The sequence below is a fragment of the Cupriavidus basilensis genome (genome assembly GCF_000832305.1).
In the GTDB taxonomy this organism is placed as follows: Bacteria; Pseudomonadota; Gammaproteobacteria; order Burkholderiales; family Burkholderiaceae; genus Cupriavidus; species Cupriavidus basilensis_F.
Map to the genome: position 1 here is coordinate 3,842,005 of NZ_CP010537.1, position 17,772 is coordinate 3,859,776.

Genomic DNA, 17,772 nt, shown 5'->3' on the forward strand with positions numbered 1-17,772 from the left:
ACCCTCTGCGCTTTGATAACAGCGGGCAGCATAGGAGCGGCGCATGCCAGCCGTGTGGCAGTCAGGCAAAGAATCCCGATGCGGGTATCGGCGGATTTTGGGGATGCGCCTCAATCCGCGGCCGGCACCCGTTGCGCCCAGGCCCGCATGGTCACTTCACCGCCTGCCGCGCAGATCTCCATCAGGCCGGCCAGCGGCACCGCCTGGCAGAACAGGTAGCCCTGCACGGCGTCGCAGCCATGTTCGCGCAGGAAGGCGAATTGCGCGGGCGACTCCACGCCTTCGGCCACCACCTGCAGGTGGAGCTGGTGGCCAAGGGTGATGATGGCGGCCGCCACGGCCTGGTGATGCTCATCGTGCGCCACATCGTCGACGAAGGATTTGTCGATCTTCAGCTTGTCGATCGGCAGCCGCGTCAGGTAGCTCAAGCCCGAATAGCCCGTGCCGAAATCGTCGATCGACAATCCCACGCCGAGCGCGCGCACGCGCTCGAACGTGTCCATGGTCTTGCTGCCGCCCTCGATCAGGATGCCCTCCGTCACCTCGATGGTGAGGCTCGACGCCGGCAGCCCGGCGGCCGCCAGGCATTGCGTGACCATGGCGGGAAACCCTTCCTGGCGCAGTTGCAGCGGCGAGATATTCACCGCCACATCCAGCTCCACGCCAAGCTCGCTGCGCAGTTGCTGGATCTCGCGGCAGGCCGTGGCCAGGATCCACTCGCCCAGCGGCATGATCAGGCCGCTCTGCTCGGCAATCGGGATGAACTCCGTTGGCGGGATCACGCCGCGCTCCGGCGTTTCCCATTGAATGAGCGCTTCCACGCCGGCAATGCGCAACGTGGCCGTGTCAACGATGGGCTGGTAGCGCAGCTTGAACGCCTGGGTGGCCAGCGCACGCCGCAGCAGCCCCTCGATGGTGAAACGTGCCATGGATGCCTCGGCCATCTCGCTGGAGAAACGGCTGAGCTGCGCACCGCCGCGGCGCTTGGCCGCGTACATGGCGGCATCGGCGTTCCTGAGCAGGTCGGCCAGGTTGTCGCCGTCGTCGGGGCACAGCACCATGCCGATCGAGGGCGTCACGCGCAGGCGCTGGTTGCCTAGCTGCAGGTCTTCCGACAAGCGGGCCAGGATCTTGGCGGCGACCAGCTCGGCCTCGCTGTCCTGGCTCAACGGGTCGAGCACCACCACGAACTCGTCGCCGCCCATGCGGGCGACCAGATCGGCGTAGCGCACCGCGGCCTTGAGGCGATCGGCCACGATACGCAGCACCTCATCGCCGATGTGGTGGCCGAGCGATTCGTTGATGCGCTTGAACTGGTCGAGATCGAGCAACAGCAGCGCGATGCGCTCGCCCTTGCGCAGCGCGCGCTGCAGCACCAGTTCCGTGCGCGCATGCAGCTGGGCGCGGTTGGGCAGGCCCGTAAGCGCGTCGTGATGCGCCAGGTGCCGGATGTATTCGTCGGCACGCTTGCGCTCCGTCAGGTCATGCGCGATGGCGAGATAGCCGCCGGCATCCAGGCCGCCGATGCCGGCCTCGCCAGCAAAGGCCGGGGCCGGCGGGTCCCCCGTGCCGCCGGGCACGTGCGCCTCGGGCAGCGCGGTCAGCGTCAGTTGCACCGGCAGGCGCGAGCCGCCCTTGCGGACATAGGTCCACTCCTGTTCGTCGGTCAGCCCGAGCCGGGCCTTGCCGACCACGGCGGCCAGGCCCGGCGCCACCGGCTCGCCCAGCTCGTTGGTGAGCACGGCGGCGCGCGCCGTAACCTCCTTGGGATCGAGGAAGTCCAGATAGCGCATGCCCGCGGCCACCTCGCTGGCCTGGTACCACAGCATGCGCTGGCCGGCGCGGTTGATGCCGGTCACCGTGCCGTTGCGGTCGAAGGTGATGACGCACAGCGCGGTGTGATCGAGCACGCGCGCGCTGCGCTCAGCCACGTCGGCCGCCACCAGTTCGGCACGGCGGATGGCGCTCAGGTCGGTCACTACCCACAGCACCCGGCCGGGCCCGGCAGCGGGCACCGGCGTCACCGCCACGCGCACGGGAATGATGGTGCCGTCGGACCTGCGGGCGTGACTCTCCAGCCGCCCCTCCAACGCCGTCGCGGCCAGCGTGGCGGCATCGGGCAGCAAGGTGGCGATGAGGGTGCCGGGGAACTGGTCCGGCGCCTTGCCGAACAGTGCGGTGGCCGCCGCGCTGGCGATCTGGACACGGCCGCCGGCATCGCATACCAGGAAGGCATCGCTGGCGCTGGCCAGGCCCGCGCGCTGCAGGGCGCTATCCGCCTGCCGGCCCTGGCGCACCCGCGCTGCGAGCTGCCACGCCCTGCGCCGCTGGCGCGCCAGGCCAAACACAATCCAGGCTAGCAGCAGCGTGCCTGCCGTGCCGCCCGCCAGTACCAGCATGGAGCGCCGCGGGCGATGCGCCGATTCGAAGGCTGGCGTGGTGGTGGCGCGCAAGGTCCAGACCCTGCCGCCATAGGTCAGCTCGCGTTCGGCCTGCAGCAACGGCGCCGGGACCGGCGCGCCAGCCGGCACGGGCTCGGCGTCACCGGCCAGGAGCGCGCCGGGGTTGGTGTCGCGTCCTTCATAAAGCAGCAACGACAAGGTGCCGGCCGCAGGCAGGCCGACCCCGCGCAGCAGGTCTTCCAGGCGCAGCGAGGTATAGACGTAGCCGGTCACTGCCAGTTGCCGCTGGGTGGGGGTGTTCAGCGGCAGGCCACTGCCGTACACCGGCAGGTACAGCACCGCGCCACGCTGCGGCGCCTGCGTTTCGCTTTCCCGCGTGAGCTCCACGCCAGCGCTCAGGCGCGCCTCGCCGCTATCGCGGGCAGCCTCGGCGGCAGCGCGGCGCACGGGATCGGACATGATGTCAAAGCCAAGCGCGCGCGTGATGCGCCCGGCGAAGGGCTCGACATACACAACTGGCGCGTACACGTCGCGCGGGCCCAGCGGGTAGACCTCAAAGCCAGGCTGGCCCTCGCGGCGTATCGTCTCGACCAGCCAGTCGAGCTCGCGTGGCGGGGTCAGGCGCGCATAGCCGATCGAATGCGTGCCGGGCGGCAGGTCATCGAGCTGGGTGGTGTACAGGTAGTTGCGCCACTGCTCGCGGGTGAGGGCGGGATCGGCGGCGAACAGCCCGGTGGTGCCGCGCAGCAGCTGCTCGTTGTCCTGCAAGCGCCTTTGCAAGGCGGAGAAGACCGGCGAGAACACCGCCTCGAAATCGTCCCGCGCCACCTCGGCTTCAAGCGTATGCATGCCGCGCCACGCGCCGCCAGTCGCCAGGGCGCCGGCCGCGGCGACCAGCAGGGACAGCAGGACTGGCGAAATTGAGGGCAGTTTCATGAATTGGGGGTGCGCATGGGAGCCCTCGGTGGCCTCGCCCTGCCGCCGCAGGGCGACGGTCCACTATACCGTGGCGGCAATGGCTCGCCCACCCCCGGCGCGCCACCGTAACGTACGGCGCCACACGCTGGCGGGCGCGGCCCGCGCGCGCCCATGCCAGACTCGCGCGGGGCTAGCGCTTGTGGTAGGGTTGGCGGGCCTGCAAGCCTGCCGAAGCCCGACTCCCGGCAACCGTGCGGGCCGGCCGTCCAGAAGGCGCGCGCCGTCCCCCGACACCGCCGGCTCGCATGCCCCAAGTTTCGCTTTCCCTGAAGGCGCGTCTCGCGCTGATTACCACGGCGCTTGCCGCCGTGCTTGGTACCGGCATCGTGCTGGCATCGCTCTATTACGCCCACGACGACCTGCGCGCCGCGCTGCAAGACCAGCAGGATTCCATCGTCAAGCTCGCCTCGGACCAGCTCGACACCGCCATGGAAGACCGCGTCACCCTGCTGTCCCATGTGGCGCCGCAACTGGCCGGCGAGCTTTCCCGCCCGGGCGCCGAGCTGCGCCTGCTGCTGGAGCGGCGGATTCCCGTGCCAGGCGCCTTCAATGCGTTCATGCTGGCCGATGCCCAGGGCCGCGTGCTGGCCAGGGATGGCGTGCAGGTCAGCATCGCCGACCGCGACTACTTCCGCGAAGCCGCGCGCACCCTCGAGCCCGTGATCACCCCGCCTATCCGCGCCCGTATCAATGGCGCGACCGGCGTGCTGGTGGCGGTGCCCATTGTCTCGAAGCAAGGCGAATTCCTTGGCGTGCTGGGGGGCTGGCTCGACCTGTCGAGCGCCAACTTCCTGGTGGAGATCACCCACAACCGGCTCGGCACCACCGGCTTCTATTGCCTGGTATCGGGAGGTCGGATGCCGGTCTATGTGCGGCACCCCGATCCGGCCAAGGCCACGCAGCCGGCCCGCGCGCTGGGAGACACCTGCGGCGTCGACGACCACAGTGGGCGTGTCGAGTTTCTCTCGCCCGCCAGGCCGCTGATCTCGCGCTACCTGATGGAGAGCACCGGATGGGAACTGGTAGCGGTGCTGCCCGCGCAGGAGGCGTTCGCGCCGCTGCACGCCATGCAGGTGCGCTTTCTCGCGCTGGCGCTGCTGTCGCTGGCGGTGGTGGCCCTGCTGATCTGGCTGACGGTGCGGCATCTGCTGACGCCGCTCACGCGCCTGCACCAGGTGGTAAGCGACAGCGCGCGCGACCTCGCGGCCTACGAGAAACTGCCGGCGCAGCAGCGTGACGAGATCGGCGACCTGGCGCGCGCCTTCGGGCAGTTGATGCGTGACGTGCGCGAACGGCGCGAGCAGCTCGACCTGAGCGAGCGCCAGTTGCGCGCGGTCACCGATACGCTGCCCGCGCTGCTGGCCTTTATCGGGCCCGACGAGCGCTATGTCTTCAATAATCTCGCCTACGAGCGGACTTTCGGCATTACGGTGCAGGCGCTGCGCGGCATGACCGTGCGCGAGGTGATCGGCGACACCCGCTATGCCCGCGCCCGGCCGTTCCTGCAAAAAGCGCTGGCGGGCAGCGCGGTGACGTTCGAGACGGAAGAAAACGATCCGGATTACCGCTGCATGGAGACCAGCCTGCGCCCCGAATGGAGCGCGGATGGCAGCCATGTGGTGGGCGTGCATGTGCATGTGCAGGACGTGACCCAGCGCAAGCTGGAGACCCTGCGGCTTTCGCGCATCTCCCGGCTCGACCACCTGACCCAGTTGCTCAACCGCAACGCCTTCGAGGCGTTGCTGCAGGCCGCCATGGCGCGCAGCCGCGAAGACGGCCGGCTCATGGCGCTGCTCTACCTGGACATGGATCGCTTCAAGGCGGTCAACGACTTCCACGGCCACATCACCGGCGACCTGCTGCTGCAGGCCTTCGGGCGGCGCCTGCAGCGCTGCGTGCGCGAGCGCGACACGGTGGCCCGCCTGGGCGGCGACGAGTTCGCGGTAGTGCTGGAGGATATCGGCGGCGCGGCCAATGCACAGCGCATTGCGCAGGCCATCGTGCATTCGGTGAGCCGGCGCTTTTTTATCGACGGGGTGTTTGCCGATGTGGATGTGAGCATCGGTGTGGCGCTCTACAAGGGCGCGCCCATGCCGGACCAGGAGCTGATGCGCCAGGCCGATGCCCTGCTCTACCGCGCCAAGGCGGCAGGCCGGGGCCGCTTCGAGATGGGGCCGCCGGAACTGCTGGACAGCTGACTTAGCTCGCCTGGCTGACTTACTTGCCTTCTTCGAACGGCACGTGCTTGCCATCGCGCGACTGATAGCCGAGCTTGGTGTCCGCACCCATCATCCGCTCCCATGCCACCATGGCATCGGCCACGGCCTGGGGCTCGCCCTTGAATACCAGCACATCGTTGCCGCAGCTCGGGCACTGCCCGCCAAACACGGCATCGATGCCGCGCAGGTTGGGGGCGTCGATGGCATCGAAGGTACTGAACGCCGTCTTGCACGCGCCGCACACCAGTTGCGCAGGCCGCATGCCTTCGAGCCGCGCGCGGGCCTGGTCGGCACGCTCGGCCTGGCTGCCCCGTTGTTTTGCTTCACCCATGATGGACTTCCTTTGCGCAGCCGCCTGGCTGCGCTTGACTTGATTGATTCATCCGTTGCGCGCCCCCTCAGAACGGCGCGGGGCCCACAGCGGACTGCGGCGCCACCGGCGGGAACGCGATCTGCCCGGTCTGGCGTTGCAACGCATAACGCACATAAACGCCGGCATACCACTGGCGATAGTCGCGCGCGTTGTCGATGCCGAGCATGCCGCCGACAAACAGCTGCTGGGCCGCCTGGTACTCCATCGAGCCAACCAGATTGTAGGCCAGGCCGGTCTTGGACTGGCCGGGATAGACGTTATTGCCGGCCGCCGACTGGGCCGCTCGATCGGTCGGGAAATAGTCCGACGCATCCTCGCGGAACGCCTGCATGCCTAACGCGCCGCGCACATTGTAGGCCAGCCGGCCGCTGCGCCCTGCCAGCGAGAGCGGCACGGTCACGGCGAAGTAGGTCTGCGGGCTAAAGTAACCGCCCTGGCCGAAGGTGAAGTAGCGCAGGTTATCCGCGTACCCCATCGAGGTGAAGTTCACGCCGCTCATCAGGCGCTGCTCGGCGTTGTCGACCAGGCGCAGGTAGAACCCGCCACCGCCTTCCCAACGCGTGTTGCGCTTCACATCGTGCCCGGTCAGCAAGCCGTAGCCGCCGTAGCCGTAGATGCCGAAGAAGCCATCGTCCCAACCCAGGTCGACGCGCCCGCTGCTGTTCATCACGCCCCCCCACTGCAGGCCGGCACGGTCATCGCGCGCGCCTGCGTACGACAGCAAGCTGTCGGTGACGGGGCGGCGCGATGCGCCGAGCGACAGCGTGGTGCGTTGTGTCAGCGGCAGGTTCAAGCGCACACCGGTATTGACGTCGGTGTAGCGAAAGCCCAGCGGCGTGCTGCCAATGTCAGCCTTGATGCGATCCGATTCATAGGCCACGCCCAGCGCCACACCAAAGGCATTCTGCTGGCCGGCGGACGCGGACTGTAGCCGCGTGCCGGCCGAGTTGACGAGCGCGCCGCCCACCGGGACCGCCAGCGGGCCGCCGCCAAAGCGCGAGGCGCTGTTGAAGTCGCTGCCGACCGAGCCCGCGTCCAGCGCAACCGGTGTCACGCGCGCCACCAGCTTGCCGTTGCCGACGGCCATCTTGGCTTCAGCCGCCACCTGCATCTCGGTGAGCTGGCTCATGCCGGAGTCGCCATTGCGCCCGCGTAGCACGGGGCCACCGGCGAGCGTGCTGGTGCGCTGCGATTCGATCTCGTTGAGTTCCTGCTGCGCGGTCTTGGGCCCGGTCGGGTTGGCCTGAGAATCGGCTTCGGCCAACCAAGGCGCGCGCGACTGCGCGCCAATCGGCTGGCGCGCGGTCGCGCCCGGCGCGGGCGCCGCCGCGTAGCCGCCGGCGGCTGGCGCAGCGTACTGCGCAGCGGGATACTGGGGTGCCACGGCCTGCTGCGGCACGGGATATGGCACGCCCGGTTGCTGGGCCGCCTGCGCGTTGGCTGGATAGGCGGGGTAAGCCTGACTGGCTGGATAAGCCTGCGCAGGCGCCTTGGCCGCGCGTGTGTTCTTGCCGCGCGTGCTGGCGGGCGCCTGCATCGGCATGGGCGCTTGCACCGGCTGCGCATAGTAGGCCTGCGGCTGCTGGATCTCCGCTGCCATGCCCTGCCCGGCAGCGGACACCGGCGCCGGGATGTAGGGTTGCGAGGCCTGTGCGCCGGCGGTCATCATCACCGGCGCGGGCGCCATTGCCGGCTGGGGCGCTGCCGCGGCGCGCGTGGGACCGGGCACGATCAGGTACGGCGCCTGCGACCCGGGCGGCGGCAACTGCGAGCTGCCGCGCTGGCCGGGCAGGCCGACAAACGGGTTGGACGGTACGCGGTCGAAGCCCGCGCCATCCGGGCGCGCGCCGGCCGAGGATATGCCCGCGGCGTTCTCTGCCGCCACCGCTGCGCGGAAGTACTCGGCGGCGCGCGAGGTCTTGCCTTGGGCGCGGTAGAGCCGCCCGGCGGCGGTCAGCACCTTGGGCGATCCGGGCGCCTGCGCCAGCGCCATCTGCAGCGTGCCTTCGGCCCAGCTGTATTCCTTGGCGGCGGTGGCGGTGCCAATCGCCGCCAGCATCAGGTCGAGGTTGCGCGGGTCCTTCTCCAGCACGCTCTCGTACAGCGTCAGGGCCTTCTTGTTCTCGCCCGCCTGCGCGTACATGCGCGCCAGGCTGGCGCGCACGGCACTGTTGCCGGGGCGCTCGGAGAGCGCCGGCGCCAGCATGTCGTAGGCAGCCACGAGGTCGCCGCTCTCGGTCAGCGCATCGGCCTGGCGCACGATGTAGGCGACCCGCAGGTCGTCATAGTCGCGGCGCTGCGAAGTACTCAGGTTGGCATTGGCAAGCTGGCGCAGCACACCGGCCAGTTCCACGTCCTGCTTGGTCTTGAGCAGAATGGCGGCGTACTGCAGTTGCATGCCGATGTCAGGGCGCACCGTGCGGCCCATGACGTTGCGCATCAGCGAGAGCGCACGCGCCTCGTCGCCCGCATCGGCGTAAGCCAGCGCCAGCGCGCCGAGCTGGTCGGGGTCCTGCTGGGCGTAGCGTTCGGCTTGCTGCAGTACGCCCAGCGCCGCGGCCTGCTGGCCGGCGGCGGCGAGCCCGCTGGCTCGCTCGGCTTCGGCGTGCACCCACAGGCGGCGTTGCAGGGTGCCCATGTCGCGGGTGCGGTTTTGCGGGGGAATGCGCTCCAGCGCTTCAAGCCCGCTTTGCCAGTCGCCGGTTTCGGCGGACAGCAGCGCGCTGGCATACAGCGCGTCCGGCATATTGGGGTTGGACAGCAGCAGGCCGTCCATGACGCTGCGCGCCTGCTCCTTCAAGCCCATCGACGCATAGGCGCGCGCCACATCCAGGCGCACCCACGGGTTGGTCGGGTCGGCCGCCATCGCGTCTTCCAGCGCGCGGCGCGCGCCGGCGGTATCGCCGCGCTGCAAGGCGGCGCGGGCCTGGCCACGGGCTTCCTCGGCGCGCAGCTTGCCCAGCGAGCCCACCTTGTCCTGCTGGGCGGGCGTCAGGTTCTGCACGATGGCGAGCGCCTCCGCGCTCTTGTTCTGCGCCGCCAGCACGCCTACCAGCCCGCGCGTGGCGTCGGGGTTGTCGGGCTGCTGCTTGAGCACGCGGCGATACGCGGCTTCGGCCGGGGCGTACTGGCCTTCCTCGGCCATCACGTCGGCCAGCGCCACCTGGGCGGAAGGCTCGCGCGGGTCGAGCTTGACCGCCCGCTCCAGCAGGCTGCGCGCCTCGGCCCGGTTGCCGGCGCCGCGCGCGGCGCTGGCCTGCTCGGACAGCAGCCAGTATGTGGCGCTGTTCTGCGCGCTGCGATAGCGGCCGCCGGCCCCACGCTTGGCAGCCTGGTCGAGGAAATCCAGGGCCTCGGCAAACTTCTCCTGCTTGAGGCGCAGCACACCCATGCCGCCGAGCGCGTCGGCGTCGCCGGGGCGCTCCTGCAGCGCGGTCTGGAACCGGTCGCCGGCGCGTTCGAGGTCGCCGGCATCCATGGCATCGAAGCCTTGCTGCACGATCTGGCGCACGGGGTTGCCGGCAGCGCCTGCCGCTTGCGTGGCTTGCTGCTGTTGCTGCTGGGCCTTGACCCCATCGAGCTTGGCGCGGATGGTGGCGTCGTCGGGATGGCTTGCCAGCCAGGCCTGGTACAGCGGCGCGTCCGCCGGGCGGCCGCCCAGCCAGGTCAGCGCCCGCCGCCAGCTCTCGCTGGCCTTGCCAGCTACGTCACTGCTTTTAGACAGCGCCTCCAGCTGGCGAATGCCGTCGCGGCGGGTGGACTCGCGATAGGTCAGGTGCTGCGCCAGCGCGAGCTGCGCGCGGTTGTCCGACGGATTGGCGCGGGCCAGTTGCTCCAGGCCCTTGCGGGCTTCATCCCAGCCCTGCGCCGTGCCGCCCAGCGTCTGGTAGTACTCCAGCGCCAGGTTGCCTTGCGGCACCGCGCCGCCCGCGGCTTGCTGATAGCGCTTGACCGCTTCCTCGCTCTGGCCGCTGCGCGCCAGCTGGCGCGCCTGTTCGACCTGCTGGGTCGCGCCGCCGCTGCTGATCACCTGCGTGAGGCGCGCCACCAGCGGGGAGTTGGGCTGGGCCTTCTTCAGGCGCTCCAGGTAGGTGCGCGCGCCATCGGGGCGGCCCGCCTCGGCTTCGGCCACGCCCATGCCATACAGGGCTTCCGGCTGGGCCGGATTCAGGCGCAGGATCTTCTGCCACGCTTCGGCAGCGCGGTCGCTGCGGCCGCGTTCCTGCCAGTACTTGCCCTGGTCCACCAACAGCTTGACCGGGTCTTCCTGCGCCGTGGCGGCCGCGGCGAACGCCGTCAGCAGGCTCAGCACCAGCGTCTTGGCACGCAGGCCCTTGCCGCGCGCGGTGTCCGCGGCTATATGCTTCCCGCTCGCCGAGCGGGGGGTGTTCGCGCGTCCGTTCATGGCCGGGCGCTTGCGGTTCGACATGTCTTCTCCCACTCCAGCTCCAGTTGCCCCGAAGGCGCGAACCGGTAGCGGCCTTCGGCAAAGCCGAGGCCGAATAATCCCAATACGGTGTCGTAGTACGTGGCGGCGGATTTGCCCGTGGCCGAGTCAATCATCGTCTGCGCCCGGGTGCGCTGCACCGCGGCTGCCGGCGATCCGGCCGCCTGCAGGAACGGCACCAGTGCGGCGGAAAAGCCCGTCGGGCCGTCGCCGTCCACCGCGCCGCTGTCGGCGTGCATGCGCTCAGGCGGCGCGGCGCGTCCCACCATGCGCTGCGCCTGCGGCGCCAGGGCCTTCATCAGCATGCGGCCAGCGGCGTCACCGCTTGGCGTCACGCCGGCCCACAGGTAGACGCGGATAGCGTCGTAGCTGCTGACATCGCCCTTGTCCGGGTCGGTGAGAAAACCGGTGCCGGCCGCGTCGCTGCGGTAGGCCGACCAGTCGGGCACGATGCCCTGCCTGGCCACCGCGTCGACCAGTTTTGCGGCCTGCGTGGCGAGCGTGCCCCACGGGCCGGACGACTCGGCCGCAGCCAGGCGGCGCAGCACCGGCACCGGCAGGTAGCTGGCATTGAGGCGCCACTGGCGCGGGCCATCGGCATTGCCTTGGACAAAGCCCTGCGGGCCCGGCAGCAGCATGGTGCCAAAGCCGGGCAGCGACACCACCTCTTGCTTGGCGACCAGCTTGAGCAGCGCGCGCGCCTGCTCGCCATAACGCGGCTGCTTCCACAACCGCGCGGCTTCGAGCAGCGCGAAGGCGAACCACAGGTCGGCATCCGATGCGGGGTTCGCATCGATCACGCCCCACGAGCCGTCGGCCCGGTGGCCCCACTGCCAGGCGGGCAGCTTGTCCTGCAGGTTGCCCGCGCCGAGGTTGGCAAAGCTCCATTGCCACAGCCGCTCGAAGGTAGCGCGGTCGTTGGCCATCAGGGCAAACACCATGCCGTAGGACTGGCCCTCGGAGGTGCTTTGCTGCTCCTTGGTGGACGGGTCGAGCACGCGGCCGTCGGCCTGCACGAAGCGGGACAGGAACTGCTGGTACAGCGGCCACGCACAGGCCGCCGGCGGCGATGCCTTCGGCACGGCGGCATGCGCCAGTGCGGGCCAGCCACCCAGCGCCCCGAGCGCGGCCAGCCCCGGCAAGCCCGCAAGCCATACGCGGCGTGTGCGGTTCACGCTCACTTGTGTTCCCCCAGCTTGCGGCGCGTGGCGCGCGCCCGCAGCGACAGATACATCAACACCGCCAGCAGCAGCGCAGCGCCGCCGATCATCAGCACCATGGCAAGCGGCCGCTGCGATAGCCACCACTGCACATAGGTCCAGGGCGGCAGCTTGCCCACGTGGTAGTTCTGCTGTGCCGCCAGGCTGTCGATCTCCTTGCCGCGCACCAGCGCCAGGCTGCCTTGCACCTTCGTGACCCGGTCGGGATCGAGCAGCACCTCGGTCACGGTCTGCAGGCCTTGCGGCGCGTTGCTGGTGACGGCCACCACACTGCGCCCTGACGCCAGTGGCGACTCGAAGGCGCTTAGCGCGGCATCGGTGCTGGCGCTGCTGACCGACATGCGCGTCTCGACCGGGCGGTTGCGCGTGCCATCCGCGCCGTTCCACCAGCCCGTCACGGCGGACACCAGATCGGTCAGCGCAAAGCGCTTTTCATTGCCGGCCAGCATGACCGGCATGCGCTCGGCCCATTGCGTGAAGAGCGGCTGGCTCTGCGTGGTGCCGATCACCAGCAGGTCGCGCGCGGCCTGCTTGTCGACCTGCGCGGCGCCGCTCACGGCCACGCCGGTGGCGGGATAGCCGGTGGATTCGCCCATGCGCCCCATCAGCGTGAGGTAGGTCGAGTAGTCCTCGGCAGCGGGCTTGTCCGGCAGGATGACCGCGGTCTCGGAGAGGTCGGCCATGCGCGTGAACGGGAAGCCGCTGTTGCCGAACACCGCCAGGTCAGGCAGCGCGATAAAGTGCGGCAGGCCGGTGATGTTGATGGTCGAGTCCGGGTCGATCGCGCCCTTGACGTTGTCCAGCATCACGTCCTTGCACGCGCCCTGCTTGAGGTAGTCGTAGTAGAAATGGAACTGCAGCTGCGACTGCGCGGGCAGCATGAACAGCGGCAGCTCGATGCGCTCGTCGACCGGCACCGAGCCATCCGGCAGCACTTTGGCCAGCAACTGGCTGGCACGGCCATCCTGGTTCTTGACCGAGCGCAGCGCGTAGGCGCGCAGGAACTGGCTGCTCACGCTGATGTTGAGGGTGGACTTGTCCACCACCGGGCGCGGCGTATAGCGGTACTTCAGGTCGATCGGGATGCCCTTGCTGCGCCAGCCGAACAGGTCGGGCGGCAACCGGAAATTCACCCGCACCAGGTCCGGGTTGTAGCCCGAGACGTTGAGGTCGCGCACCTCGGCTAGCTCGCCGAAGCGCACCGGGCGGTCGCTGCGGATCCAGTTGGGCGCGTCGTAGGGCACGCGCGGTGCCACGTCGTCGAGCTTGTTGATGGTGGCGCTCTGCCCGGACAGCGCGCGCGCACCAAGCGTGAGCGCTTGCGCCGCGGTCTTGAGCTCGGCGCTGTCGCGGCCCATCACCAGCAGCAGCTTGCCGTTCGCATCGCCCGGATTCGGCACCACCGCGATCGACGGCCCGCCGATGGCGGGCACCTGCACGCCGGCGGGCTTTTCCTCGTTGGTGACGAACACCACCGCATTGCCGGTGGCCGGTACCTGGTTGAGCGTGGCGGCAAACGACGCGCCGCGATAGCCGGCCAGCGCGCCGAACCACGACGAGACCGTGCCGGCGGCTTCCAGCGTGGCCGTCGACGGTGCGCCGGCGAACACGAAGGGCAGCCTGAGGCGGCTAACGTCGCGGCGATCGAAGAACGGCAGCGGCAGCAGCGCCAGGTCATTGGCCAGCGCCACCGGCGTGAGCGTGAGCTCCAGCACGCTGCTGTTGCCAACGGTAGCCCACAGGCTGGAGTGGAAAGGATCTTCGCAATCGGTGGTGTAGTGGCCGATCAACTGCAGGTTAAGGCGGTTGAACTCGGTGATCAGCCGCGGCTCGATCGGCACATCGCGCTCCAGGCTGTTGCCCGCGGTGTCCTTGGGCACCGGCACGGTGCCGGCAACCTCGCCGTTGACCATCACATTGATATGCGACAACGCCGGTATCAGCGCGGGCGAATACGTGTAACGCAATTTCAGGCGCGCGCCGGTCACGACCTCGTCGGCGCGGATCGAGAACGGCACGCCGTTGATGGCGTCCACGCCGCGCAACTGGAACGGTGCGATGGCGCCCAGCTGCTTGAGCGTGAGCTGCACGGTGCGCGCGCCGCTGCGGGGTGCCGCTGCGGCGGCCTGCGCCGCCACCCCGGCGGGCGACTGCGCGGCGACCGCGTCGCGCGTGGTGTCGGGCATGCCGGCGCGCTGGGCGCCGGCCGGGGTCACCGTCAGCAAAGCGAGCGCGAGCAATGCGCTAAGGCGGGTCGCGGCGGGCAGGCCCGAGGTGCGGCGCGCGGTTGAGCGCGCAGGCGAGCGGTCGGTCAGGCGTGGTGTCTTGGTCAAACGCATTCTCTATTTTTTGCCAGTGGTCCGGTGCGTGTTCAAGCCGCGGCCCGAACCGTTCCGGGACGCGGCGCTGGGCCGACGAGGCCGATCACCGGGTGGAAGCGCCAGGTTCTGGACGGCGCAACAATTGGCGCATCTCGCGCCCGAGGTGGAACATCACGTTATGGAAGCCAAGCAGGCCAATGCGCAGGATCTGGCCGGCGGCCAGCCCCGGGGCATCCGGCCGCTTGCGGCCCCACGAATCGATCCACGCGTCGGCTCGCGCAAAGGTGCACTGCACGAAAGCCATCTCCTCGCGCGGGCTCATTTCCGCCAGCTCCAGGCCGGTGTGCGTGTCGCCCTGGAACACCACCTTGGCGGGGAACATGTGCTCGTCGTTCTGCAGGTAAAGCGAGATCTGCACCTGCTCGCCCACAGCTGCCTTCATACCCGGCGGCAGCCGCATGCCGATGCCGCCCTCGGCGAAATCGATGGTCTCGCACACCAGCGTGCGGCCATCGGGAAAGTGCAGGGTGGCAGGCAGTTTCATCGCCACGCGGTGCGCCACGCGGATCTGGCGCGTCTCGCTGGCGACCGCAATGGAGGCGCCGAGGATGATCAGGTTGTAGAACGTCCAGATCAGGTTGAGCACCACGGTGGTGGCCTCGAACTGGTTCCACAGGAACAGCCGCAGGAAGCCCACCACCACGCCCAGCACGTTGAACAGCAGCAGCACCAGGTAAGGCCGCGAGATTACCCAGTCGAAGTAGGCTTCCTCGATCACGCCGCCCTTGGGCGTCACGTTGAACTTGCCGGCCGCAGGGTTGACGAACGCCACCAGCACGGGCCGCATGATGTACCACGCAAGCACGGATTCGTACACCTCGTTCCAGAACGAATGGCGGAACTTGCCCTGTATGCGCGAGTTGGTCATGTTCGCGTGCAGCAGGTGCGGCAGCGCGAAGGTGGCGATGGTCAGCGCCGAGGCCTGGATCACGTGGGCGCCGAACAGCAGGTAGGCCAGCGGCGCCGTCAGGAACACCAGCCGCGGCAAGCCGTAGAAGAAGTGCAGCATGGCATTGAGGTAGCACAGCCGCTGCGGGATCGACAGGCCCGGCCCGAACAGCGGGTTGTCCACCCGGCAGATCTGCGCCATGCCCCGGGCCCAGCGAATGCGCTGCCCGACGTGGCCGGAGAGGCTTTCCGTGGCCAGCCCCGCAGCCTGGGGGATCGCCAGGTAGGCGGTGCCGTAGCCCTTGCGGTGCAGCTTGAGCGCGGTGTGTGCGTCCTCGGTCACGGTTTCCACCGCAATGCCGCCCACTTCCAGCAACGGCGCCCGGCGGATCACGGCGCACGAACCGCAGAAGAAGGTAGCGTCCCACAGGTCGTTGCCGTCCTGCACCAGGCCGTAGAACAATTCGCCCTCGTTGGGGACCTCCTGGAATGTGCGCAGGTTCTTCTCGAACGGATCGGGCGAGAAGAAATAGTGCGGCGTCTGCAGCATGGCCAGCTTGGGGTCCTTGAGGAACCAGCCCATGCTGATTTGCAGGAAGGAGCGCGTGGGAATGTGGTCGCAATCGAAAATCGCCACATACTCGCCGTGCGTGCCCTTGAGCGCTTCGTTGATGTTGCCTGCCTTGGCGTGGCGATTGTGGTTACGCGTCACATGGGTAACGCCAACCTTCTCGCAAAACTCGCGGAATTCCTCGCGCCGGCCGTCATCCAGCACGTAGACGTTGATCTTGTCGCGCGGCCAGTCCAGCGACATCGCCGCGAATACCGTCGGCTTGACCACCGACAGCGGCTCGTTGTAGGTCGGGATGAAGATATCCACGGTCGGCCAGCTGGCAATGTCCGCGGGCATGGCCACCGGACGGCGCTTGAGCGGCCACGCGGTCTGGAAGTAGCCCAGCATCAGCACCACGAACGCGTAGATCTCTGCCAGCACCAGGCCAATGCCAAAAGCGGAGTCGAACCAGCCGCCCAGCCCCACCGTTTCCGTCAGGCGCCAGTACATATAACGGCTGGACGCCGCGATCGACAGGATCACCATCATCAGCGTGGCGAGGTGGCCCTTGACCCGGTTCAGCCAGACCGCCAGCCCGAAGCACACCGCGGCAAACCCGACCTGCTGCCAGAAATCCAGCGGCACCGTGATGACCAGCGCAAACATGAACAACCCGGCCAGCAAGGCCAGCAACCGCGCCACGGCGCTATCCCAAAAGGGAAGCGCGACGAAGGTGTTGCCGAATCGCTGCAATGCGGCCGACAGCGCGTTGGGCTTGTCGTTGACCTTGCTTTTGACTTTGTCCTTGCCCTTGGCCCGTGCGCCCTTGGGCGCCGCGGCGGCTTTTGCCTTGGCTGGCTTCACGCGGCCTCTCCGTAAGCGGCCAGGGCCTGGCGCACCCATGCAGCGCAGCGCTGCAGGTCGTGCGTGGCCTGGCTGTGAGGGTTGTACTCGAGCACGCTGCGGTCGTAGGCCAGCGCCTCCGCCACCGCCTGGTCCTGGTGGATCACGCCCAGCACACGCTCGCCGAGCTGGGCGCGCAGCACCTGCACCACATCTTTGCCAAGCTGACGGCTCACGTCGACCTGGTTGATCACCAGCATATGGCCCAGGTAATCGGGCCGGCCCTCGCAATAGGTGCGGATCAGGTCTTCCATCAGGGGCATGGTGGCGTAGGACGCGGCATCCGGCAGCGACACCATCAGGCACAGCTGCGCACATGACAGTGCCTGGCGCATGTATGGCGACGGGCCCGGCGGCGTATCAATCACAACGACATCGTCGCGGCCCAGGCCAAGTCCGGCAAGCTGGGCGCGCAGCCATCCCGGATGGGTGGAGAGGTGCGCTTCAAACGCGGAGCGGTCGGTCTCGTTGAGTGAGCCGAACGGCATGACCAGCACGCGGGAGCGGCCCTTGTACATGCTCTGCTGCCACGCTTCTGCGGCCAGCGTGGCGCGCGCATGCCCGGCAACTTCCTGCGGCGGCATGCCGAAATGCAGGCGCAGCGCATTCTGCGGATCCAGGTCCACGGCGAGTACGTTCTCGCCGGCAACCGCCAGCGCTTCGGCCAGGTTGGCCGACAGCGTGGTCTTGCCCACGCCGCCTTTGGCCGAGACAACAGCAATGATCTTCACGAGCGATTCAGCCGATCTAGAAAGGAGCGGCGCGCGGGTGCGCGCTCGCTGGTGGTGGCGGGCTCCTGGCGGCCTTCTAGGCGGGCGAACACCTTGGATAATTCGGTGTCGGCGGGGCGGGCCGGCTCAGCCGGCGGCGCGGCCGCGGGAGCCGCCGGGGACCAAATGCTGGCCGGCTGGGGCGCGGGGACAACCGCCGGGTTCGCTACGGCTGCCGATGGAGGCGACGCAGCGGCAACTTCCGGCGCTGAAAGCGGCATCGGGGCCGACATCACCGGCGCCATGCCTTGCGGCGTGCGAAAACGCGGCATCATCGCCGAGGCGGGCACGCCCGTTGCCGCCAAAGCAGCCGGGGGGGCAACCTGAGCGGGCACAGCCTCGGCGGCGTGAGCCGGCTCCGCGGCAGGCGCAAGCTCGCCTGCCGGCAGGGCCGCGCGCCACAATGGCGCGGGCGGCGCGGCCTGTGCCGCTGCCGCACCGGCAGCCTCATGCGCATGCGGCGCGGCGGGCTGCACGGGAGGCACTACGGCGGCGCGGTCGACCCGCACGGACGTCAGCAGCGGCCAGCGCTCGCGCGCCTGCATCGCCGCGTCTTCGCGCACGATCTCTTTGTATGACTCGGCCTTGCCGCCGAAACGATGGAACAGCTTGGACAAATCGTCGGATTGACTCATGGG

9 protein-coding genes are annotated in these 17,772 nt (G+C 69.1%); 1 reads left to right on the plus strand and 8 read right to left on the minus strand.

Going from position 1 to position 17,772, the window contains the following annotated elements; translation table 11 throughout:
• Positions 1 to 110 precede the first annotated feature (110 nt).
• Complete coding sequence (locus RR42_RS37310; protein WP_043357444.1) at positions 111 to 3,338, minus strand: EAL domain-containing protein; 3,228 nt, start codon at positions 3,336 to 3,338, stop codon at positions 111 to 113.
• Positions 3,339 to 3,625: 287 nt separating this feature from the next.
• Between RR42_RS37310 and RR42_RS37315 the strand changes: the two genes are divergently transcribed.
• Positions 3,626 to 5,578: a diguanylate cyclase domain-containing protein gene (locus RR42_RS37315; RefSeq protein WP_043357446.1), complete on the plus strand. Its 1,953-nt coding sequence runs from the start codon at positions 3,626 to 3,628 to the stop codon at positions 5,576 to 5,578.
• 19 nt (positions 5,579 to 5,597) lie between these two features.
• Here the strand turns inward: RR42_RS37315 and RR42_RS37320 are convergent, their stop codons facing one another.
• The 7 genes from RR42_RS37320 to bcsP all read right to left on the minus strand — a co-directional run bounded on the left by RR42_RS37320 (position 5,598) and on the right by bcsP (position 17,769).
• The gene (locus tag RR42_RS37320) at positions 5,598 to 5,930 is read right to left on the minus strand and encodes a hypothetical protein (RefSeq protein WP_043357448.1); all 333 of its coding nucleotides are present in this window, start codon (positions 5,928 to 5,930) and stop codon (positions 5,598 to 5,600) included.
• Positions 5,931 to 5,997: 67 nt separating this feature from the next.
• Positions 5,998 to 10,401, minus strand: coding sequence for a cellulose biosynthesis protein BcsC (locus RR42_RS37325; RefSeq protein WP_043357450.1), 4,404 nt, complete (start codon positions 10,399 to 10,401; stop codon positions 5,998 to 6,000).
• Positions 10,374 to 11,600, minus strand: a complete 1,227-nt coding sequence (bcsZ, locus tag RR42_RS37330; RefSeq protein ID WP_043357452.1) for a cellulose synthase complex periplasmic endoglucanase BcsZ — start codon at positions 11,598 to 11,600, stop codon at positions 10,374 to 10,376. The genes RR42_RS37325 and bcsZ overlap by 28 nt, the downstream gene beginning before the upstream one ends.
• Positions 11,597 to 13,978: a cellulose biosynthesis cyclic di-GMP-binding regulatory protein BcsB gene (gene bcsB / locus RR42_RS37335; protein ID WP_419188903.1), complete on the minus strand. Its 2,382-nt coding sequence runs from the start codon at positions 13,976 to 13,978 to the stop codon at positions 11,597 to 11,599. The genes bcsZ and bcsB overlap by 4 nt, the downstream gene beginning before the upstream one ends.
• Before the next feature lie 85 nt (positions 13,979 to 14,063).
• Entirely contained in the window at positions 14,064 to 16,325 is a 2,262-nt protein-coding gene (gene bcsA / locus RR42_RS37340) for a UDP-forming cellulose synthase catalytic subunit (RefSeq protein WP_173430746.1), read from the minus strand.
• Positions 16,322 to 17,095, minus strand: coding sequence for a cellulose biosynthesis protein BcsQ (gene bcsQ / locus RR42_RS37345; RefSeq protein WP_043357453.1), 774 nt, complete (start codon positions 17,093 to 17,095; stop codon positions 16,322 to 16,324). Before bcsQ ends, bcsA begins: the two co-directional genes overlap by 4 nt.
• Positions 17,092 to 17,769, minus strand: coding sequence for a cellulose biosynthesis protein BcsP (gene bcsP / locus RR42_RS37350; RefSeq protein ID WP_043357455.1), 678 nt, complete (start codon positions 17,767 to 17,769; stop codon positions 17,092 to 17,094). Before bcsP ends, bcsQ begins: the two co-directional genes overlap by 4 nt.
• Positions 17,770 to 17,772: the final 3 nt, after the last annotated feature.